An 18,299-nucleotide genomic window follows, 5' to 3' on the forward strand; every position below is an offset into this window, starting at 1 on the left:
CCGGTCATCGGGCGCCGTCCGCGCGCCGGGACAACCCGCTCGCGCGCAGCACCCGGCGGGCGATCCCGGCCCTGATGGATTCGTCGGTGCCGATGACGCGCACGTGGCGGCGGGCCCTGGTGATCGCTGTGTAGAGCAGTTCCCTGGTCAGCAGGGTCGACTCCGGTTCGGGCAGCACCACCGAGACGGTGTCGTACTGGCTGCCCTGACTGCGGTGGATGGTCATGGCGAACACGGTGACCACGGCCGGGAACTGGGTCGGGTGCACCAGGTACGGCTCGCTGCCGCGTTGCAGCGCGGCGCGCAGCGAACCGTCGGGCATGCGCACGACCACGCCGGTGTCGCCGTTGTAGATGCGGGCCTCGTGGTCGTTGGCGGTGACGAGCAGCGGCTGGCCGGGGTACCAGGGTGCCGAATGGGATTCGGGGCCCGCTCCGCCGGCGGCCGCCCACTCGGCGGCCATCCGGTCCCAGCGTTCGACGCCGAACGGGCCCTGGCGGTGCGCGCACAGCAAGCGGTGCGATTCGAGAGCGGTGAGCGCGCCCGCAGCATCCCCGGCGAGGGCGGCGGTGGTCACCTCGCGGGCGGCGCGCACGACATCGGCACGGACACCGGACATTTCGTCGGGCGCGCTCAGCGACAGTTCGTCACCGCCCGCGCGGAGCAGGTCGAGTGCGGTGTCGGCGTCGCCGGCGCGGACCGCGACGGCAAGGTCGGCGATCCGGCCGCCGAAGCGGCGGCCCCGGGTCAGACGAACGATGCCGCCGCGCAGGCGAGTTCGCTCCAGCGTCGTGAGTGCGGCCGGATCGGCTTCCGGCGCGGCCGATTCCGGTGAATCCGCGCCGAGGATCTCGTCGAGCATCGGATTCGGGGTGCCCGCAACGGGTCCCGCGACCAGGTCGGCGAGCACCGCGCCCGCGTCGACCGACGCGAGCTGGTCGGGGTCGCCGACGAGGACCAGGCGGGTGTCGGGGCGCAGGGCGGCGAACAGCCTGCTCATCATGGTCAGCGACACCATGGAGGTTTCGTCGACGACGATCACGTCGTAAGGGAGACGGTTGAATTCGTGGTATTTGAACCGGGTGGTGCGGCCGCGCTGCCAGCCGAGCAGGCGGTGCAGGGTGGCGGCGGTGAGGTCGGGCAGGCCCAATTCTTCGGCCTGCTCACGGACGGCCTCCTGGAGTCGCGCGGCCGCCTTGCCGGTCGGCGCGGCCAGTGCGATACGCAGCGCGGGCAGTTTGGGATTCGCCTTGCGGTGCGCGTCGAGCAGGCCGATGATGCGCGCGATGGTGTGCGTCTTGCCGGTGCCGGGGCCGCCGGCCACCACCGTGGTCCAGTGCGTCGCGGCGAGCGCGGCCGCCAGCCGCTGCCGATCGGGTACGCCGCCGACCGGCGCGTCGAACAGCCGATCCAGTTCGCGGCGAACGATATTCGGGTCGACGACCGGGTGGAGTCCGGACCGCTCGGTGAGGACGCGGCGGACCGTCTGCTCCTGCTGGTAGTACCGGTCCAGGTACAATAGTGGGCCGCTGTCGTCGCGGCGCTGCGATTCCACCAGCCGCAACGGTTGCAGCGGACCCGCCGGGCCGCCGGTCACCAGCGGACTGACGCGAAGCGCGCCGACCACCGCCTCGATATCGGGCCACGGCAGCGTCGCCGGATCGATGCGCTCACCGGTGTCCCAGGTTTCGTCGGCATCGATACCGATCTCCCGCATCCGATGCAGCTCCAGGCACACCGAACCGGACCGCACCGCCCGCACCGCGAGCGCCGCCGCGAACAACACCTCCTCGGTGTCCTCACGACCCAAGCGCCCCAGCCGAATCGCCACGTGCACGTCCGCGGCGGACAGCACGCCCGCCTCATTGAACGCGCGCAACAACCCGGTCCCCCGCTGCGCCAACTGAATCGAGGTCATCGGGTGACCTCGCCGGCCAGCAGCTGGGACAGCGCGATGATGAGGGAAGCAGGCGGGTTCCAGTCGAAAACGCCGTGGCCGGTGGGGGTTTCGGGGCCGATCATGCCGCGCACGAAGAGGTAGCGGGCGCCGCCGAGGTGGCGGGCCGGGTCGTAGTCGGGCAGGCGCCAGCGCAGGTAGCGGTGCAGGGCGACCGCGTAGAGCAGGGCCTGCAGCGGGTAGTGGGAGCGCAGCATCTCGGCGGCCATGCGGTCGCGGGTGTAATGACCGACGGTGAGGTCGCCGGTGCCGAGGCGGTTGGTCTTGTAGTCGACGATCACGAATCGGGTGTCCGCGCCGTCGTTGATCCGGAGGACGGCGTCGATGCTGCCGGTCAGGTAGCCGCGCAGCGGGATGTCGTCGAGGGTGGCCAGGTGGTCGGCGTAGACGAAAAGGTCATCCCCGGAAGGCAAGTGGGTGCGCAACAGGTCCGCGATCTGCCGCAGTGTGGCGGATTCGGCGCTCGGCGCATCTCCGCCGGCCAGCGGCAGCTCGAATTCCAACTCGTTCAGGCGGTCTCGGCTGGAGATATCGGCGAGCGAGCCGATGCCGAGCGGGGTGCGCAGCGCGGCGAGTACGGCGGTGCTGAGCACGGCCGGATCCGCCTCGGCCATCAGGTCGTCGATGATCGCGCGGCAGCGGGTGTCCACCTCGGCGGCCAGATCCGGTGCGTCCGTGTCGATCAGCTCGAATACGCCGTGCACGAGGGTGCCGAACTCCGCACCGTAGGGCAACGAATTCATCAGCGACGCCGGGCCGGCGAACACCTCTTCGACCGCGGCGATCACCGGGGTGCTCGGCTCGTCGGCGGGACCTCGGTTGTCCTCCGGTTCGATGTCCAGCTCAGGGGTGACGGGGCCGTGCGCGGACGCGGTCAGCGCCGAGTACGAGGTGCGTCGCCACTGCTGGTCCAGCTTGCGGTCGAGGTGCGCGGCGGCGAGCTCGCCGGTGCCGGGTTCGGTGCGCACCCGCTGGACCGCGACGTCGTCGCTGCCCGCGACCGCGGTCACCGAGATGGCCTGCGCCGCTCCCCCGGCCCAGGCCGAAAGCAGGCCTGGCGCAACGGCGTCCGCGGGCACGGCGGCGCGCGGCGGGACGGTGTCGCCGCCATCGGGGCGACCGAGAATCATCCGGTGCAGTGGCGAAGCCGCGGTGGTGATCGCGGGGGCCCACCACGCGACGACCTGGCACATGGCGCGGGTCAGCGCGACGTACAGCAGGCGCAGTTCCTCGCCCGCCTCCTCGGATTCGCTGCGCAGCTTGCGTTCCGCGTACCCGGACGCGTCCGGCCCGCCGACATCGAGCACGCGCATGTCGTTGTCGTCATGGAACAGCAGCGTCGCCGGGTACGGGTTCTTCGCGTTGTCCCAGGCGAACGGCAAGTAGACGACGGGGAATTCGAGGCCCTTGCTGGCGTGCACGGTGGCGATCTGCACGGCGGCGGCGTCGCGGTCGAGCCTGCGGCTACGGTCGGCGACGGTGCCCGACGCGGGATCACGCACCCGGTCGCCCAGCCAGCGGGTCAGCGCGGTCAGGCCGAGCGATTCGGTGAGCGACACCTGATCGAGCAGCTGCGCGACGTGCCGCAGGTCGGTGAGCTGGCGCTCGCCGTTCTCGACGGCGAGCAGCCGGTGCGCCAAATCCGCTTCGGCGGAGATCTTTTCGAAGACCGCCGCGAAACCCGAACGCGCGAACAAGCGAGCGGCATCACGGAGTTGCGCACTGACCCGGCCGACCAGATCCGCTCCGCCGCTATCGATTTCGGCAGCCGTGATACCGATCAACGGCGTGCACGCCGCCAATCGGACCCGGTCGCCGCGATGCGGCTGTTCCAGCGCTCGCAGCAACCACAGCCAGTCGGTGGCACTGCTGGTCGCGAACACACTGGTACCGCCGGCGAGCACCGAGGCGACGCCGACGCGGTCCAACGCTGCTCGCACCACGTCGATTTGGGATCGCGTGCGCACCAGGACAGCGATGTCACCGGGACTGATCGGCCGGTGCGTGACGTCGTTCAGCCGTCCGGCATCGCCTGACGGAGCAGTTCCCGCGCTCAATCGGTCGGCGGCTCGATCTTGCGCGGTTGCCGGATCGACGATCGCCCCACCGAAGGTGGCATTGCGCACGGCCGCAGGCGAATTCAGGCCGGTGTGGCTCGGCCGCGCGGTAGTGGCCAATGTGACCCCGGATTCCAGCAGCCGGACGATGTCGGCCGCGAGATCGTCGGCAACCTTCGCGCGCATCCGGCCGACCGAGGGGAAACCGGACTTGTTCAACGGCCCCGCGCCGGTGCGCGGCAGACACCGCATCCGCATCGGGGTGACGAGGTCATCCGGCCCGGACAGCCGCGACCACGGCCGGGTGGCCGCCACCGGGTAGACGGTGATCTCCTTGTGCCCCAGGGCCGCTCCACCCTGCAGGTGGTCCAGCGCGGCAAGCAACCCGGCGTCGCTGCGCCAGTTGGTGGTGAGTTCTTTGCGGGTGTCGGCGTGCGCGACGGCATCCAGGTAGCTGAGCACCTCTGCGCCGCGGAAGGCGTAGATAGCCTGCTTCGGGTCGCCGACGAGCACCAGGGTGGTGTGGCCGTGGAACGAGCGCCGCAGGATGTCCCACTGCAGCGGGTCGGTGTCCTGGAATTCGTCGACCAGCGCGACCCGGTAGCGCTCGCGGATGCGGCGGCACGCGCGGGGTCCGTGCTCGGTGTCGGCCAGCACGTCGTGCAGCAGCACCAGCAGGTCGTCGAAGTCGCGCAGCCCGGCCAGCCGTTTCCGGCGTTCGGTTTCCGCGCGGACCGCGGTCGCGAAGGCCACCCGCTCGCCCGCCGCCGAGTCGCCCTTCGGCATCAGCACCGCGTGCCGGTCGCGCACGGCGGCCAGCGCCAGCGTGTGCGCTTCCTTCACGGAGAACGGCGGTTCGGTACGGGCGTACCGGTTCAGGTAGAGGTCGTCGGCGACCGTGCCGATCAGCTCGTCGACGTTCTCGACCAGCCGGGCACCGGGATCGTGCTCACCGGCCAGCCCGAGTTCGTCCAGCATTCGCTGGCAGAAGCTGTGCGTGGTCGCGATGGTGCCCGCGTCGAAATCGGAAAGAGCCGCGAGCAATCGGGCCCGCCTGCGCCGCACCTCGTCCGAATGCGCCTGCGCCAGATAGCGAATCAGGTCGTCGGCGTGCGCGCGAGCCAGTTCGGGATCCGCGAGCCCCGCCGCGACCACCACGAACCGGTCCCGGGTGCGCTCGCGCAACTCCTGCGTGGCCGCGCGGCTGAACGTCACCAGCAGCAGCTGCGAGACATCGATCCCGGCCTCGGCGACATATCGCACCGCCAACCCGACGATCGCATGCGTCTTGCCGGTGCCCGCGCTCGCCTCCAACACGGTGGTCCCGGTGGGCAGCGGACCGTACGGCTCGAAGCTGTCGGGTACGTCGAACTCGGGCACCACGAACGAGGTGTCTTGCACGGTCACGCGAACACCCGCCTTCCGACCCGCCGAAACAGCCATTCTGCCGGGCCGACGCGCGACTCCGTGCCACCGACACGCGTGACGGTCGCCGCAACCGCCTCCGAATCACGCCGGACAGACCCACAATCGCCAGCCCAGATCCCGTCCGGGCACGTCAACACCGCGCCGGCCGACGCTCCGATCAGCTCGTCGCGGCGGACCCAGATCCGCGCACGCCGATCCGCCTCCGACATTCGCGACGCATGACTCGTGCCGTCGCCAAGATTCACGGCTGCCCCTGGCTTTCCGCGCTCAGCAACGGCACCCACATGCGTCGGGCCAGCGCACCGAACCGGGTGGTCTCCCCCGGCTCACCGGGCGGGGCGGGAATCTCCATGAGGTGTTCGAGGCGGGGTGCCGGGCCCCACACATAACGCAGGTGGCGGTCGGTGTGGTCGCCGAACGGGCCTGGTCCGTTCGGACCGCCGTTGAATTCGCGTTCGGCGGCGACGATCGCCTCGTCGACATTGGCACCGCGGAAGCGACGTTCGGCGTAGGCCGCGGTGGCACCGGGAGTGATCGGCAGCGGCTCGGTCAGTCCGGCGTCGCGCAGCGCGACCAGCTCGCGCAGGATCGTGCGCGCCGCGGGCATATCCGGCGCGGTGATCTCGGAACGCCATGCGGGACGGCCGAATTGACCGCGGCCGGTGGTGACCGCGCGCCAGGAGCGATCCTCGGTGACCGCCAGCGCGAGCAGCGAAACCCAGGCGGCGATCCGGTGTTTCGGGGCGAGCCGGGAGAAGGTGGTGCGGACCAGGGTCTCGCCGCGCACCTCGGGCACGGTCCCGGTGAGCCTGCGCCCGTTACCGAGATCCACCGCGACGTCGACGGCGCGCGGCGCCCCCTCGTAGTCGCCCCGCGACGCGCGGACCAGCTTGTCCACGGTGTGTTCGACCTCGTCGAGCACCGCCGCGCCGAATCCGAAGGGCGGCAACGTGCCACGCCGCCACTCGGCGGCGCGCAGCCCGGCCGGGTCGGCGCCGGTCAGCCGGGCGGCCAGCAGGCGTTCGCCCAGTTCCCACTTCGCCAGGCCGTCGAGTTCGATGGGCAGCCGGTCGGCGATGTCCTCTTCGTGTTCGGGAACGCGCAGTCCGAGCCGCTGCCACAGGAATGCGCGGATCGGGTGCTCGACGAACGAGATCAGGTCGGCCAGTGCCACATCCGCGAGTTCCGGCGTCGGCAGCGGCTCGGGCAGGAACACGGGCCGCGGCACGGGGGGTTGCCCGGCGGACACCGCACCGGCGAGCGCGACGGTGTCGAAGCTGAACGGCCGCTCGGCCCGGAAATTGCGACGATCGAAGGCCTGCAACGGATGTCGGGTCACCACCGCGTCCATGCCTGCCGCGCCGACGTGGGCCCGCAGCGCGTCGAGCAACTCGGCGACGGGAATGGCCGGCGGCCGGTGCGCGCCGGTGACCGGGTCGGCACCGGTGTGGAACACCAGCAGCTTGTCCTTGGCCGCGAGGATCGCGTCGAGTAGCAGCTGCCGGTCCTCGCTGCGCGGATCCCGTTCGCCGAGTAGCGGATTGCGGGCGAGCACGTCGTCGCCGTCCACGCCGCTGGTGCGCGGGAACACGTCGTCGTCGAGGCCGAGCAGCACCACCACCCGATGCGGCACCGAACGCATCGGCACCAGGGTGCACACGGTCAGCTCGCCGGTGCGGAAGTTGGCGCGGGTCGGTGCGGCCGCCAGCCGCGAGTGCAGCAGCACCTCGACGTCGGCGAGCCGCAGCGGCACATCGCCCGCGTACTCGGTGGCGGCGGCCAGTTCCTGGCGGGCCTCGGTGCGCACCCACGCCTGCGAATCCGGCACGTCCGTCAGCAGATCCAGCGCACGGCCGAGCACCGTCGCCCATTCGTGTGCGGGGCGCGGCCCGCGCAGATCGCGCAGGCACACGGCCAACCGGTCGATGAATTCGGCGAACCGGCCGGCCAGATCGACATCGTTGCTGTCCACGTCGTCCAGCGGCAGCGCGAGATCCAGCCAGCCCGCGGCGCCGCCATCCACCGCGGCCTCGGACGTCTCCCCCGCGGTGACGCCGAGCAGGATCCGATCCACTGCGGCGTTCAGCGTGTTCTGCGCGAAGTCGGCCAGCCCGAACGCTTGTCGCTGCCGCTGCCCGATCCCCCACCGCGCGCCGGACTCGGCGGCCCATTCGCGCAACCGCTCGATATCGTCGTCGTCGAATCCGCAACGCCGCCGGACCGTTTCGGCCGCCGCCAGATCGAGCACCTGCGTCACGGTGACCCGGCCGTCGGCCAGTTCCAGCAGCACGCCGATCACCGCGAGCAGCGGATTGGTGATGCCGCGACCCCGGTCGGCCAGCCGGACCCGCAGGCGATGCGCCGGATGGCTCGAATCCGGTGCCAGCTCAATCGTTCCCGGCGCCCGCTGCCCGAAGGCCGCGCGCACCAGCGGCGCGTACGCCTCCACCTCGGGACACATGACCAGCACGTCCCTCGGCTCCAGCGTGTCGTCCGCGGCGAACAGCCCGAGCAGGCATTCGCGCAGCACCTCGACCTGTCGCGCGGGTCCGTGGCAGGCGTGCACCTGCACGGTGCCGTCACCGGCGCGCACCGCGGCAGGCGGCCACCGATCGTCGCGGATACCCGCCTGCAACGCCCGCAGCAGCGTCGTATCACCTTCCGGCACAAGATCATCCGGATAGTGCGTGTCGGACGACGCCACCAACCGCTGTTGCAGTTCCCGGACATCGCGGGCGAGACCGGCCAGCAGCGGGTGCCGCACGACGCTCCCACTGAGATCCGCGGCGCGCGAACCGGCCGCGCGGCTCCCGGCCAGTTCGGTCCACATCACCGGGCTCGGGTGCGGCAGCCACAGATGGATCTCGCGGGTCTGCGCCAACGCCGACAGCACCGCGAGTTGATCGGTGGACATCCTGGTCGCGCCGAACAACGAAAACCGCGCCGGAAATGGAACAAGTTCAGCGTCGGCTCGCAGCCGCGCGCACGCGCCGTCGAGCCGCTCCGCCGGACTGGGCGCACCCACCTCGGCGCGCAGCCGTCGCCACAGTTCCGGCTGCCACAGCAGATCGTCGGGCACCGGATTCCCCGCGCCGTCGGTGTCGGAACCCGCGGCCCATTCGAGGATGAGCCCGGGCCGCTGCGCCCCGTAACTGTCGAATAGCGAGGCCAGGTGGGCGGCGGTGGCGTAGCGGCGACCGATCCGATGGTCGCGCCCGGCCGGGTCCCGCGCGCCGAGATGCCGGGCGAGCACCGCGCACCACGGCTCACCGAGCGAGGCGTCGATCACCCGGAGCAGCGTCCAGACCACTCGCTCGACCGCCCACGGATCGTCTTCCGGGCGAACACCACTCGCCGCCGCCAATGCCGTCGCGACCAGCGCGGACGGCGACGGGAATTGAATGTTCGCCGCGACGCCGTCGGTCGAGGCCGCGTCGAAGGACGCGGAAAACGCCGCCGCCCCGGACACACCGAGCACCGACGACAACCGCTGCGTCAACCATCGCTCCACGCCCTTCGCGGGCACCGCCACCACCTCCGCCGCGAACGGGTCGGGCAGCGGCGTGGCCAGCAGACCGGCCAGTCCGTCCGCCAAGAGGTCGGCGCGTTCGGCACGGTGGATGTGCAGCGGCATCTGCGCCTCTCGGTCGGTGGAGTGTCGGACGGCGCTGGAGTTCGCGGCTCCCTCGTTGCTCGGGTGCGCCTCGGCCTTCGTGCACGTTTATACGCGCAGCGACCACCGAGCGACTTCACCACCCCGCGGCAGGTCCGAACGGACCTCAAAGTGTTACCTGTGTGACTGGAGTGAAATGAGCCACACAAGAACACATTCCTACGCCGTGTCCGCTCGGATCCGCGCGCCCGATGTGCAACAGTGCTGAACCGGGGAGGACGAGAGAGCTGCACCGAAAGGCTGGTTCGCGTTCATGATTGCGATGGTGATTCCCCTGGTTCCGCGAGGCGGGTTCACAGTCCGCCGCGTAGGAGATCGTTGGGAGCTCGTCAACTCGCGAGGCTACGGCCGTACCGTTGTCCTACATTCGTGGCCGCGCGATCAGCACACCGAGGCGTTCGAGCACTGCTATCGCCTCAATGGGCGCACGGTAGAGGAATTGCAGGCCGCGTTCCGCTGATCGGGGCGCTGGTGGCCGAAACCCGCTGGGACGCAAGCGCGCAACACGCACTAGCACACGCCGGTCCTGAGCTCAAGACGTGCGTCTAGCTCGCCGATGTGCGATCGTGTTGCCTCGTGCGCCATCCCTCGCCCGCCACCCGTTCCGTTCCCCGCGTGGCCGCGTCCGCCTGTGTCCTCGCCGCTGCGGCCATCCTCATCCCCAGCGCGCCAACGCTGCTGCCGAGCGCGGCCGCCGTGCCCATCGCGCATACCAGTGGGTGCTTGGCCGGTTTCGACTGCGATATGAGCAGTCGGATCACCGCGGTCGACAAGTACCTGACCGGTCGTCCCGGCGTCACCGGTTACGTTGTGCGCGACCGGGTCTCCGGTGGCGTGTACGCGAATGGCAACGCGGAGAACAAGGTCTGGACCGCGTCCACGATCAAGCTGGCCATCGCCGAGGACCTGCTGAACCGGGCCAGGGTCGGCGCGATCAACCTGACGCCGGAAGATCGCGGAACCATGGAGTCGATGCTGGCCACGTCCAACGACGGCGCGGCGGACATCCTGTGGACCAAGTACTCGGGTATCGACCGGATGGCGTTCAACAACGCGTTCCGCGCCAACGGCATGGCCACCCTCGACCCGCAGCCGACCAACACCGCGCTGTTCCCGGACTGGTCGTTCCAGAAGTGCACCGCCGCCGACCTGGACCGGTTGATGGACAACGTGCTCAACCGCATGCACCCCGACGACCGCAACTACCTGGTGGACCGGATGCGCGCGGTGGACAGCAACCAGCACTGGGGCGTGTGGGGCGCGGGCGCGGCGATGCGGCCGGGCCTGAAGAACGGCTGGTCCCAGGAACAGGGCGGCTGGGTGGTCAATTCGGTCGGGTTCGCGGGCCCCGGCGAGCGATACACCCTGGCCATCATGACCGCGCTCGGCGGCGACGGCGGCTTCACCGACGGCTCGGACACCGACACCAAGGTGGCCGAGATGTTGTTCGCGGGTCGCTGAACCCGCTTACGCACCCACCGAGTTCACGCGGAGCGTCGCCGCAGCACCATCGGCGCTCCGTCCCTCGGGAACGGAATCGAGGTGTACCCCCACGGCATTCGGTACGCCGCCGGAATCTGCCACGCGTACGCACGCACCAGCGCGGCGATGACCGTCTTCACCTCGAAGGTGCCGAAGTGCATGCCGATGCACTTGTGCGCGCCCGCGCCGAACGGCAGCCAGGCCAGGCGATGCGACCTGTCCTCGCGGCGGGCCTCGCCGAAGCGTTCGGGATCGAACAGCTCGGGCCGCGTCCACAATTCGGGTAGCAGGTGGTTGACCTGGTAGGCGAGGTCGACCGGGGTGCCCGCCGGAATGTAGTGGCCCGCGATCTCGGTATCGCGCACCGCGCGACGCGACAGCCCAGGCACCGGCGGCATCAGCCGCAGACTCTCCTTGACCACCAGATCCAAGTCGCGCAGCCCCTCCAGATCGTCGATAGTCGGTGCCGCACCGTCGATTTCGGCATCGAGGGCGAGCACCTCGGCGCGCACCCGCTCCTGCCAGTCCGGGTGCTTGCCCAGGTAATAGGCGACCGCGGTGGCCGTTGTCGTGGTGGTGTCGTGCGCCGCCATGATCAGAAAGATCATGTGGTTCACCACATCCGCGTCGCCGAACACCCCGCCGTCCTCGCTGCGCGCGTGGCACAGGCCGGAGAAGAAGTCCGGTGATTCGGTGCGCCGCTTCTCCGGCAGCATCGCGGTGAAGTAGTCCTGCAACACCTTTCGGCCGCGCAGACCCGATCGCCAGTGGCCGCCGGGGACCGAGTGCCGGATGATCGCGAGACCCGCGTGCGTGCAGTCGACGAACGCGTCGATCAGCTCACGGCGTTGCGCGCCGACATCGACGCCCATGAACGTCTCGCCCGCGATGTCGAGGGTCAGCTCCTTGAGCGTCGGATACAGCAGCACCGTCCGTTCGGCGTTGCCGCCCTGCGGAATCCAGCGTTCGATGCTCTTGCGCACGACCGGGGTCAGCGCGGCGAGGTGGGCTTCCAGGCGGTCCCTGGTGAAGGCCTGCTGCATGATCCGGCGGTGGAATTTGTGCTCCTCGAATTCGAGCAGCAGCAGTCCGCGCCGGAAGAACGGGCCGATGAAGTAGTCCCAGCCCTGGCCGAAATCGCGGCGGCGGCGGCCGAGTACCTCGTCGAGTGCCTCGGGTCCGGCGACGAGCACCCGGTCGACGCCGAGCGAGGTGTTCACCGAGACCGGTCCGTATTTGCGATAGCGGCCGACCATCTCGGCGGGGCCCCAGCGCATGTACTGCAACGCCCGGCCCAGGTATGGCAGCCCGGCGTCGCCGTGGACCGCGGTGGTTTCGCTGCCCTGCGGCGGCGTCGCGAGGACCTGATGCCGCTCGGGAAGCCGGCTGAGCGCCCGGTCGAGTAGGCGGTCGTGCGGAATGTCGATCAGCGCGGCGTTCTCGGAGCCGGGTAACTCGTCGGGTTTCCCGCGCACGCTGGGCTTTCGGCCGACTGCACGGTCCCCGGCGACCATTGCGAACCTCCCTGAACGACAGTGTTAATCGTATTCTGTTCGGCACCTTCGTTAGGTCGGTTCGCCGCAACGAAGTAGACCAATGGTGACCCGGCGCGACGTACGCATCGCGCCCCAACACACCCGGAACACGGATGTCGTGGCGACGGGCGAGCGGGAGCCGACTACGGTTAGGACCTGACAACAACCGTTCGCGGGGGATAAACCCCCAGGTCTGTCGAGGAGTCAGGACGATGAGCACAGCATCGCGTAGCGATTCGGTGGGCGATGGTGGCCGGGCGACGGGTGGGCGCACTCAGTCCGTCGAGAACCGTCGTCACCAGGTGGTGGTGATCGGCTCCGGCTTCGGCGGCCTGTTCGGCACCAAGCACCTCAAGCGCGCGGACGTCGACGTCACGGTGATTTCCAAGACCACATCGCACCTGTTCCAGCCGCTGCTCTACCAGGTTGCCACCGGCATCCTCTCGGTCGGCGAGATCGCGCCGGCCACCCGGCTGGTGCTGCGTAAGCAGAAGAACGCGCAGGTGCTGCTCGGCGATGTCATCGACATCGACCTCGAAGCGAAGACGGTCACCTCGCGGCTGCTCAACTCGAACACGGTCACCCCGTTCGACAGCCTGATCGTGGCCACCGGCGCGCAGCAGTCGTATTTCGGCAACAACCAGTTCGCCACCTATGCCCCTGGCATGAAGACCATCGACGACGCGCTCGAACTACGCGGCCGCATTCTCGGCTCGTTCGAGGGTGCGGAGCTGGCCACCAGCCAGGAGATGCGGGACCGCCTGCTCACCTTCGTGGTGGTCGGCGCCGGGCCCACCGGAGTCGAATTGGCCGGGCAGATCGCCGAACTCGCCGATCGCACGCTCGAAGGCACGTTCCACAATATCGATCCGCGCGACGCCCGGGTGGTGCTGCTCGAGGGTGCGGGCGCGGTGCTCGGGCCGATGGGACCGAAGCTCGGGCTCAAGGCCAAGAAGCGGCTGGAGAAGATGGGCGTCGAGATCCAGCTCAACGCCATGGTCACCGATATCGACGCCCTCGGCGTTACGGTCAAGGACTCCGACGGCACCGTCCGCCGCATCGAATCCTCCTGCAAGGTGTGGTCGGCCGGGGTGCAGGCCAGCCCGCTGGGCAAGATGCTGGCCGAGCGCTCCGACGGCACCGAGGTGGACCGGGCCGGGCGCGTCATCGTCGAGCCGGACCTCACCATCAAGGGACATCCGAACGTCTTCGTCGTCGGCGACCTGATGTCCGTGCCGGACGTACCCGGTCAGGCGCAGGGTGCGATCCAGGGCGCCACCTACGCGGCCAAGGCGATCAAGGCGGGGCTGAATGGTCAAGCGCCGCAAGACCGTAAGCCGTTCAAGTACTTCAACAAGGGCAGCATGGCGACCGTCTCGCGGTTCAACGCCGTGTGCCAGGTCGGCAAGCTGGAGTTCAGCGGGTTCATCGCCTGGCTGGCTTGGCTGGCGCTGCATCTGTACTACCTGATCGGCTACCGCAGCCGGATCGTCACCGTCATCCAGTGGTTCGTCACGTTCCTCGGGCGCAGTCGCGGGCAGATGGCGGCCACCGAGCAGTGGGTGTTCGCGCGGCTCGCGCTCGAGCAGGTCAATTCCGATGAAGAAGAGGCCGACGAGCTCGCGGCCGCGCTCGGTGCGCCCCCGGCGAACGGCAAGCTCGCCGAGAAGGCCAAGGCGGCCGTCGAGGGCCGGGTGAGCTGACACCCACGTACCGCCCGATCCCACCGAAGGCGACCTTCCAGCTGTCCTGACAGCCGAAGGTCGCCTTCGGTCGTCAGTGTGGTCTCCGCGTCGACTCGAGTCGGTGCGGAGACCGTCGGGTCGGGTTCGGTCGATGTGTGCCCGGATGTCTGAAATGCCGATCGCCGGTGGCATTCGCAACCCACACGTAGCTATTCAGCGGCAATACCGCGGCCGCCATATCGGCCGGAAATGCACCCATCCAGGCGCCGAGCAGATCCGAATGTGGGACGTCGAAAGTGACATCTCTTCTGACCTGACGAAAGGCGATCTACCTATGGGCACAGGCAAGCACAGAGCCCCCAACCCGCAGCGGCAAAAGGTGGGCTCGATGGTCGCGGCAGGTGCGGTACCGCTGGTCCTCGCACTGGTCGGCACCGGCACCGCCAATGCCGAGCCTGCACAACCCAACGCGGCGGCACAGCCCGACCATCCGGCCCAGTGGCCGGCGGCCGAGCCACCGAACGCCATGCCGTACGAGGGACTCAACATCCCGGACAACACCAAGAGCTCGCTGCAGTGGTCGCGGCCGCTGCCGGAGAAGAAGTACCTGGCACCGGTCGGCGTGCTGCACGCGCCCTTCCCGGTGGCACCGGTGCCGCCGATCGCGCCGCCGCCCGGCAAGTTCCGCTTCGGCGACGTGCAGGTGGACGCGCCGGACTGGATCGACTCCGAGCAGGCCATCCAGATCAATGACAACTCGGCCATCGCCGAGGCCAACCTGGCGACCTTCCTCGACTCGGTCGGCATGGAACGCAGCAGGTCCGACCGGATCGCCGGGCAGACCGTCGGCACGGCCGCGATGGGCGCGCTGGCCGGTGCGGCGTCGGGTGCCCCGTTCGCGGCGACCTCCGCGCTCGTCGGCGGCGCGGTGGGCCTGGTGGTCGGGCTTCCGTTCGTGCCGGTCGGCATCGTCGCCGGTCCCATGCTCGGTGCGACCTTCGGGGCGGCCGTGATCACCGTGCCCGCCGCGGCGATCGGTGCGGCGGCCGGTGCGGCCGTCGGCGCGGTGAACGCCTTCAACGCCCCCTCGCGGGTCGTCGGCGACTGATCATTACCAGCGGCTAGGACGTGCGGATCGAACAAGGGTGGGAGCCCGACGACATTGTCGGGTTCCCACCCTTTGTCTTTTCTCCCGTTCTGGGCGGGATACACCTCCGGGTGATGACAGACACCCACGCGCGTTTCTGATTCGGCGAGTCGCTTTCGGCGAGTCGTCGTAGTGTCAAGATCAGCGCAACATGTCAGCAATCATCGGGAGGCGCCGGGTGAACCGGAGCTGCCGCCTAGGTCAACGAGCAGGGACGAGGACTGAGCTCGTTCGGGTGAGCAAAGTCCCGCCCGCTGCCAGTGGCAGGCGCGTCTCGGCGAGGCCCGCGGTTTCCACCGGCCGGTCGTCCGGGTAACGCAGTTCGCTTTCCAGCGCTCGCGGTGCCGCGAGCGAGTCATCCGCGGCAGTGCCCGCCCCCAGCTCTAAACGGTGTCGCAGCAAGGGGATATCGCCGAGATCGGCGATCAGGTCGCCGCGCCAAGCGCCGTTGTCCTCGCCGGAACGTCCGATCTGCACGCGTTCCCGCAACCGCAGGCGAGCGTCCGGCGCGAGCAGGATCGTGGAGATGGTGTGGTGCTGTGCGCCGCCTGCCACGATCGTCGGCTCCGGATCGAAGTCGAGGTCTCCCCCGCTGTCGACCTGAAAACGCCAGTGCGCCAAGGACGCCGGCGTCGCCGCGCTCGGCAGCGCGATGGTGGCCGCGACCGACCGCACGACGAGCCGCGCGCCGGGACCGACCACGATGCGGATGTCGAGTTCGTCCCCGCCGAGCGGCGTCGCGGCGGTACCGATCAGGTGCACGGTGTGCGGGCCGGTGCGGCGGGCCGAGAGCCCGCCGCTCGCGTGGATCTCCGGCACCGTCGCGGTGCTCGCGACAATCCGAACCTCAGTGCGCAACAGCGGATTCGGTGTCGGCCCGCCGATCCTGCTCGGCGATGGCGCGCAGCTGCTCGCGCACCCAGGCCAGCACCGGGGTGGCGGCCGGGTCGTCGGTGAGCGAGATCAGCGCGGTCGGGCGGCCCTCGCGCACCTTGGCCGCGTCGCGCTCCATCACGCCGAGGTCCGCGCCGACGAGCGGGGCGAGGTCGGTCTTGTTGACCACGAGCAGGTCCGAAAAGGTCACGCCGGGACCGCCTTTGCGCGGCACCTTGTCGCCACCGGCCACGTCGACCACGAAGATCTGCACGTCGATCAGCCCGGAGGAGAAGGTCGCGGTGAGGTTGTCGCCGCCGGATTCGACCAGGATCAGATCCAGCGGCGGGTTCGCGGCGACCAGGTCGTCGATGGCGTCCAGGTTCGCGGTGATGTCGTCGCGAATGGCGGTGTGCGGGCAGCCGCCGGTCTGCACCGCGGTGATCCGCTCGTCCGGCAGCACCGCGTGCCTGCGCAGGAAGTCCGCGTCCTCGGTGGTGTAGATATCGTTGGTCAGCACGGCGAGCGAAAGTTCTTCGCGCAGTTGCCGGCACAGCGCGGCCACCAGCGCGGTCTTGCCGGAGCCGACCGGACCGCCGATGCCGATGCGCAGCGCCTCACCGGGTGTGCGTGCGCGTTTCGGCCGATCGTGGGTGTGGTCGTGCGGTTCACCGTCGATCAGATGCGGTGGCATGGTGGCGATCTCCTTCTTCCGGGGTCAGCTGGCGAACAGTGGCATGTCGCGGTGCAGGTGACGTTGCGCGAGGACGTCCTGCAACGGGTCGGACAGGCAGGCGAGGCCGTCGGCCGCCGCGGCGGCGGTGCGGTCGCACAGGTCGGCGAGGCGGACGGTGCAGCCCGCGATGGCGGCGGGGTCGAGGGCGAGCAGGCGCTGGGCGGCGGTAGCCGTGCCGGTCAGGGTCGTGTAGACGACCACGCCCGCGATCTCCCTCGGGGTCACCAGGCAGGCCGCGCCGACCATGCCGAACACCGTCGACAGGTGTGGACGCGTGCCGAGCGCGGACCAATCTTCTTGCGCCCACAGCTGTTTCGCCAGCCGCAGCAGACCGCGCCCCTGTGCGCGCGAGGCGGTCCGTGCGGCAGGCGACGGTGTCCGCGCGTCCGCTTCGGCTTCGGCACGTGCCGGTTCGAGCGCGCCCGCGCAGACCGCCGCGGCCAACGAGCCCGCGACCAGCCCTGAGGTGCTGATCCGGCGGCGCAGGTATAGCTCTACCGTCACGACGTCACGGACGAGACCGGACGCGATCGCCTCCTCGACCCCACCGGAATGCACGTGCCCACCGATCGGCAACCGCGAATCCGCCAACGCCAGCAGCGTCGCCAAACTCACCGACCCGATTTCACCCACCGAGGGATCCTATGCCCGGCGTGTTGCGGCGGCGTGTCCCGGTGGCCGCCCCGCCGCACCGAGCACGAGTCCTCACCCATCGAGGTGAGTCGTATGGTCGCTGTTGAAGATCAACTGGCGACCACCTGACTCGCCTCGATGACGGAGAACACGCTGCGCGTCTACGTCCGGCGTGAACTTCCGGGCAGGCGGCGGGGCATGCGCTCGAAGAAACGCTGGACTTGGTTGCGGGTGAGGTTGGTCCAGGCTTGGACGGGGGCGGACCACCAGGGGGCGATCTCGCGGGGTCTGGCGGTTACGGCGTGGCAGACGAGGTCTGCGGCTTCGTCGACGGTCAGGCCTGGGACGCGGCTGAAGTCGGTGGGGGCGCTCATTCTGGTGTGGACGAGTGGCATATAGATGGCGGTGGTGGTGATGCCGTCGCTGGCCGCTTCGGCGGCGACGCTGCGCAGCCAGACGTCGAAGGCGGACTTCGACGCACCGTAGGCGGCCCACTGGGGGGCGGGTGGCACGAGGATGGCCCAGGTGGAGATGTTGACGATGTGGCCTTGTTTGCGTTCGCGCATGTCTGGCAGCAGTGTGAGCAAGAGACGCACCGGGCCGAGGTAGTTGATGTCGATGGTGCGGGTGAAGTCGTGGAAGCGGTCGTAGGACTTGCTGATCGAGCGGCGAATCGACTTGCCCGCGTTGTTGATCACCACGTCCAGGTGGCCGTGCTCCGCCAGCAGTTGACGGCCGAGTTGTTCGACGGCGTCCATGTCGGTGAGGTCGGTGGGATAGACGTGCGCGGTGCCGCCGTCGGCCTCGATCTCCGCGGCGACCTGGTGCAGGTCGTCGGCGGAGCGGGCGACAAGCAGCACGATGGCGCCTGCCGCGCCGAGCTTGCGCGCGCTGGCCTTGCCTATGCCGTGTGACGCGCCGGTGATCAGCACGATCTTGCCGCCGACGGCCGCGCGCAGCGCCTCGTCGCGCGGGCGAGACTTCGGATACAGCAGTCGCGTCGCCACTCGCTCGGCGATCGGCCGCCCGTTGCGCTGCGCCGGGGTTTCGTTCACGATCCCGACTCTATTAGCAACGCGCCAATTTCACCCGT

The 18,299-nt window shown here is 69.7% G+C and carries 11 protein-coding genes; 3 read left to right on the top strand and 8 right to left on the bottom strand.

All coding sequences use genetic code 11. The annotated features are described in order from the left end of the window. Positions 1 to 4: 4 nt before the first annotated feature. From recD to recC, 3 genes are all read right to left on the bottom strand, one after another. A complete protein-coding gene (gene recD, locus ACIBCN_RS08565) occupies positions 5 to 1,918 on the bottom strand; it encodes an exodeoxyribonuclease V subunit alpha (protein ID WP_396990856.1) in 1,914 nt (637 codons plus the stop codon). After that, entirely contained in the window at positions 1,915 to 5,421 is a 3,507-nt protein-coding gene (locus tag ACIBCN_RS08570) for a UvrD-helicase domain-containing protein (RefSeq protein WP_396990857.1), read from the bottom strand. The genes recD and ACIBCN_RS08570 overlap by 4 nt, the downstream gene beginning before the upstream one ends. A 262-nt stretch (positions 5,422 to 5,683) precedes the next feature. Next, positions 5,684 to 9,076, bottom strand: a complete 3,393-nt coding sequence (recC, locus tag ACIBCN_RS08575; RefSeq protein ID WP_396990858.1) for an exodeoxyribonuclease V subunit gamma — start codon at positions 9,074 to 9,076, stop codon at positions 5,684 to 5,686. Positions 9,077 to 9,730: 654 nt separating this feature from the next. Between recC and ACIBCN_RS08580 the strand changes: the two genes are divergently transcribed. Then, a complete protein-coding gene (locus ACIBCN_RS08580) occupies positions 9,731 to 10,576 on the top strand; it encodes a tat pathway signal sequence (protein ID WP_396990859.1) in 846 nt (281 codons plus the stop codon). A 23-nt stretch (positions 10,577 to 10,599) separates the two neighbouring features. Here ACIBCN_RS08580 and ACIBCN_RS08585 read toward each other — a convergent pair whose 3' ends face one another. Beyond that, a complete protein-coding gene (locus tag ACIBCN_RS08585) occupies positions 10,600 to 12,111 on the bottom strand; it encodes a cytochrome P450 (RefSeq protein WP_396990860.1) in 1,512 nt (503 codons plus the stop codon). A 233-nt stretch (positions 12,112 to 12,344) separates the two neighbouring features. Here ACIBCN_RS08585 and ACIBCN_RS08590 point away from each other — a divergent pair, with 233 nt between their 5' ends. Then, complete coding sequence (locus ACIBCN_RS08590) at positions 12,345 to 13,835, top strand: NAD(P)/FAD-dependent oxidoreductase (protein WP_396990861.1); 1,491 nt, start codon at positions 12,345 to 12,347, stop codon at positions 13,833 to 13,835. Positions 13,836 to 14,205: 370 nt separating this feature from the next. Beyond that, entirely contained in the window at positions 14,206 to 14,925 is a 720-nt protein-coding gene (locus tag ACIBCN_RS08595; RefSeq protein ID WP_396990862.1) for a hypothetical protein, read from the top strand. A 240-nt stretch (positions 14,926 to 15,165) separates the two neighbouring features. Here the strand turns inward: ACIBCN_RS08595 and ACIBCN_RS08600 are convergent, their stop codons facing one another. The 4 genes from ACIBCN_RS08600 to ACIBCN_RS08615 form a co-directional block, all read right to left on the bottom strand. Next, complete coding sequence (locus ACIBCN_RS08600; protein ID WP_396990863.1) at positions 15,166 to 15,822, bottom strand: urease accessory protein UreD; 657 nt, start codon at positions 15,820 to 15,822, stop codon at positions 15,166 to 15,168. Continuing rightward, the gene (ureG, locus tag ACIBCN_RS08605; protein ID WP_396990864.1) at positions 15,812 to 16,531 is read right to left on the bottom strand and encodes an urease accessory protein UreG; all 720 of its coding nucleotides are present in this window, start codon (positions 16,529 to 16,531) and stop codon (positions 15,812 to 15,814) included. The genes ACIBCN_RS08600 and ureG overlap by 11 nt, the downstream gene beginning before the upstream one ends. A gap of 24 nt (positions 16,532 to 16,555) precedes the next feature. Then, entirely contained in the window at positions 16,556 to 17,188 is a 633-nt protein-coding gene (locus ACIBCN_RS08610; protein WP_396991169.1) for an urease accessory protein UreF, read from the bottom strand. Positions 17,189 to 17,367: 179 nt separating this feature from the next. Further along, on the bottom strand, positions 17,368 to 18,261 hold the full coding sequence (locus tag ACIBCN_RS08615; protein ID WP_396990865.1) for an SDR family NAD(P)-dependent oxidoreductase: 894 nt from the start codon (positions 18,259 to 18,261) through the stop codon (positions 17,368 to 17,370). Positions 18,262 to 18,299 lie beyond the last annotated feature (38 nt).

It is taken from the genome of Nocardia sp. NPDC051052 (assembly GCF_044456045.1).
GTDB lineage: Bacteria > Actinomycetota > Actinomycetes > Mycobacteriales > Mycobacteriaceae > Nocardia.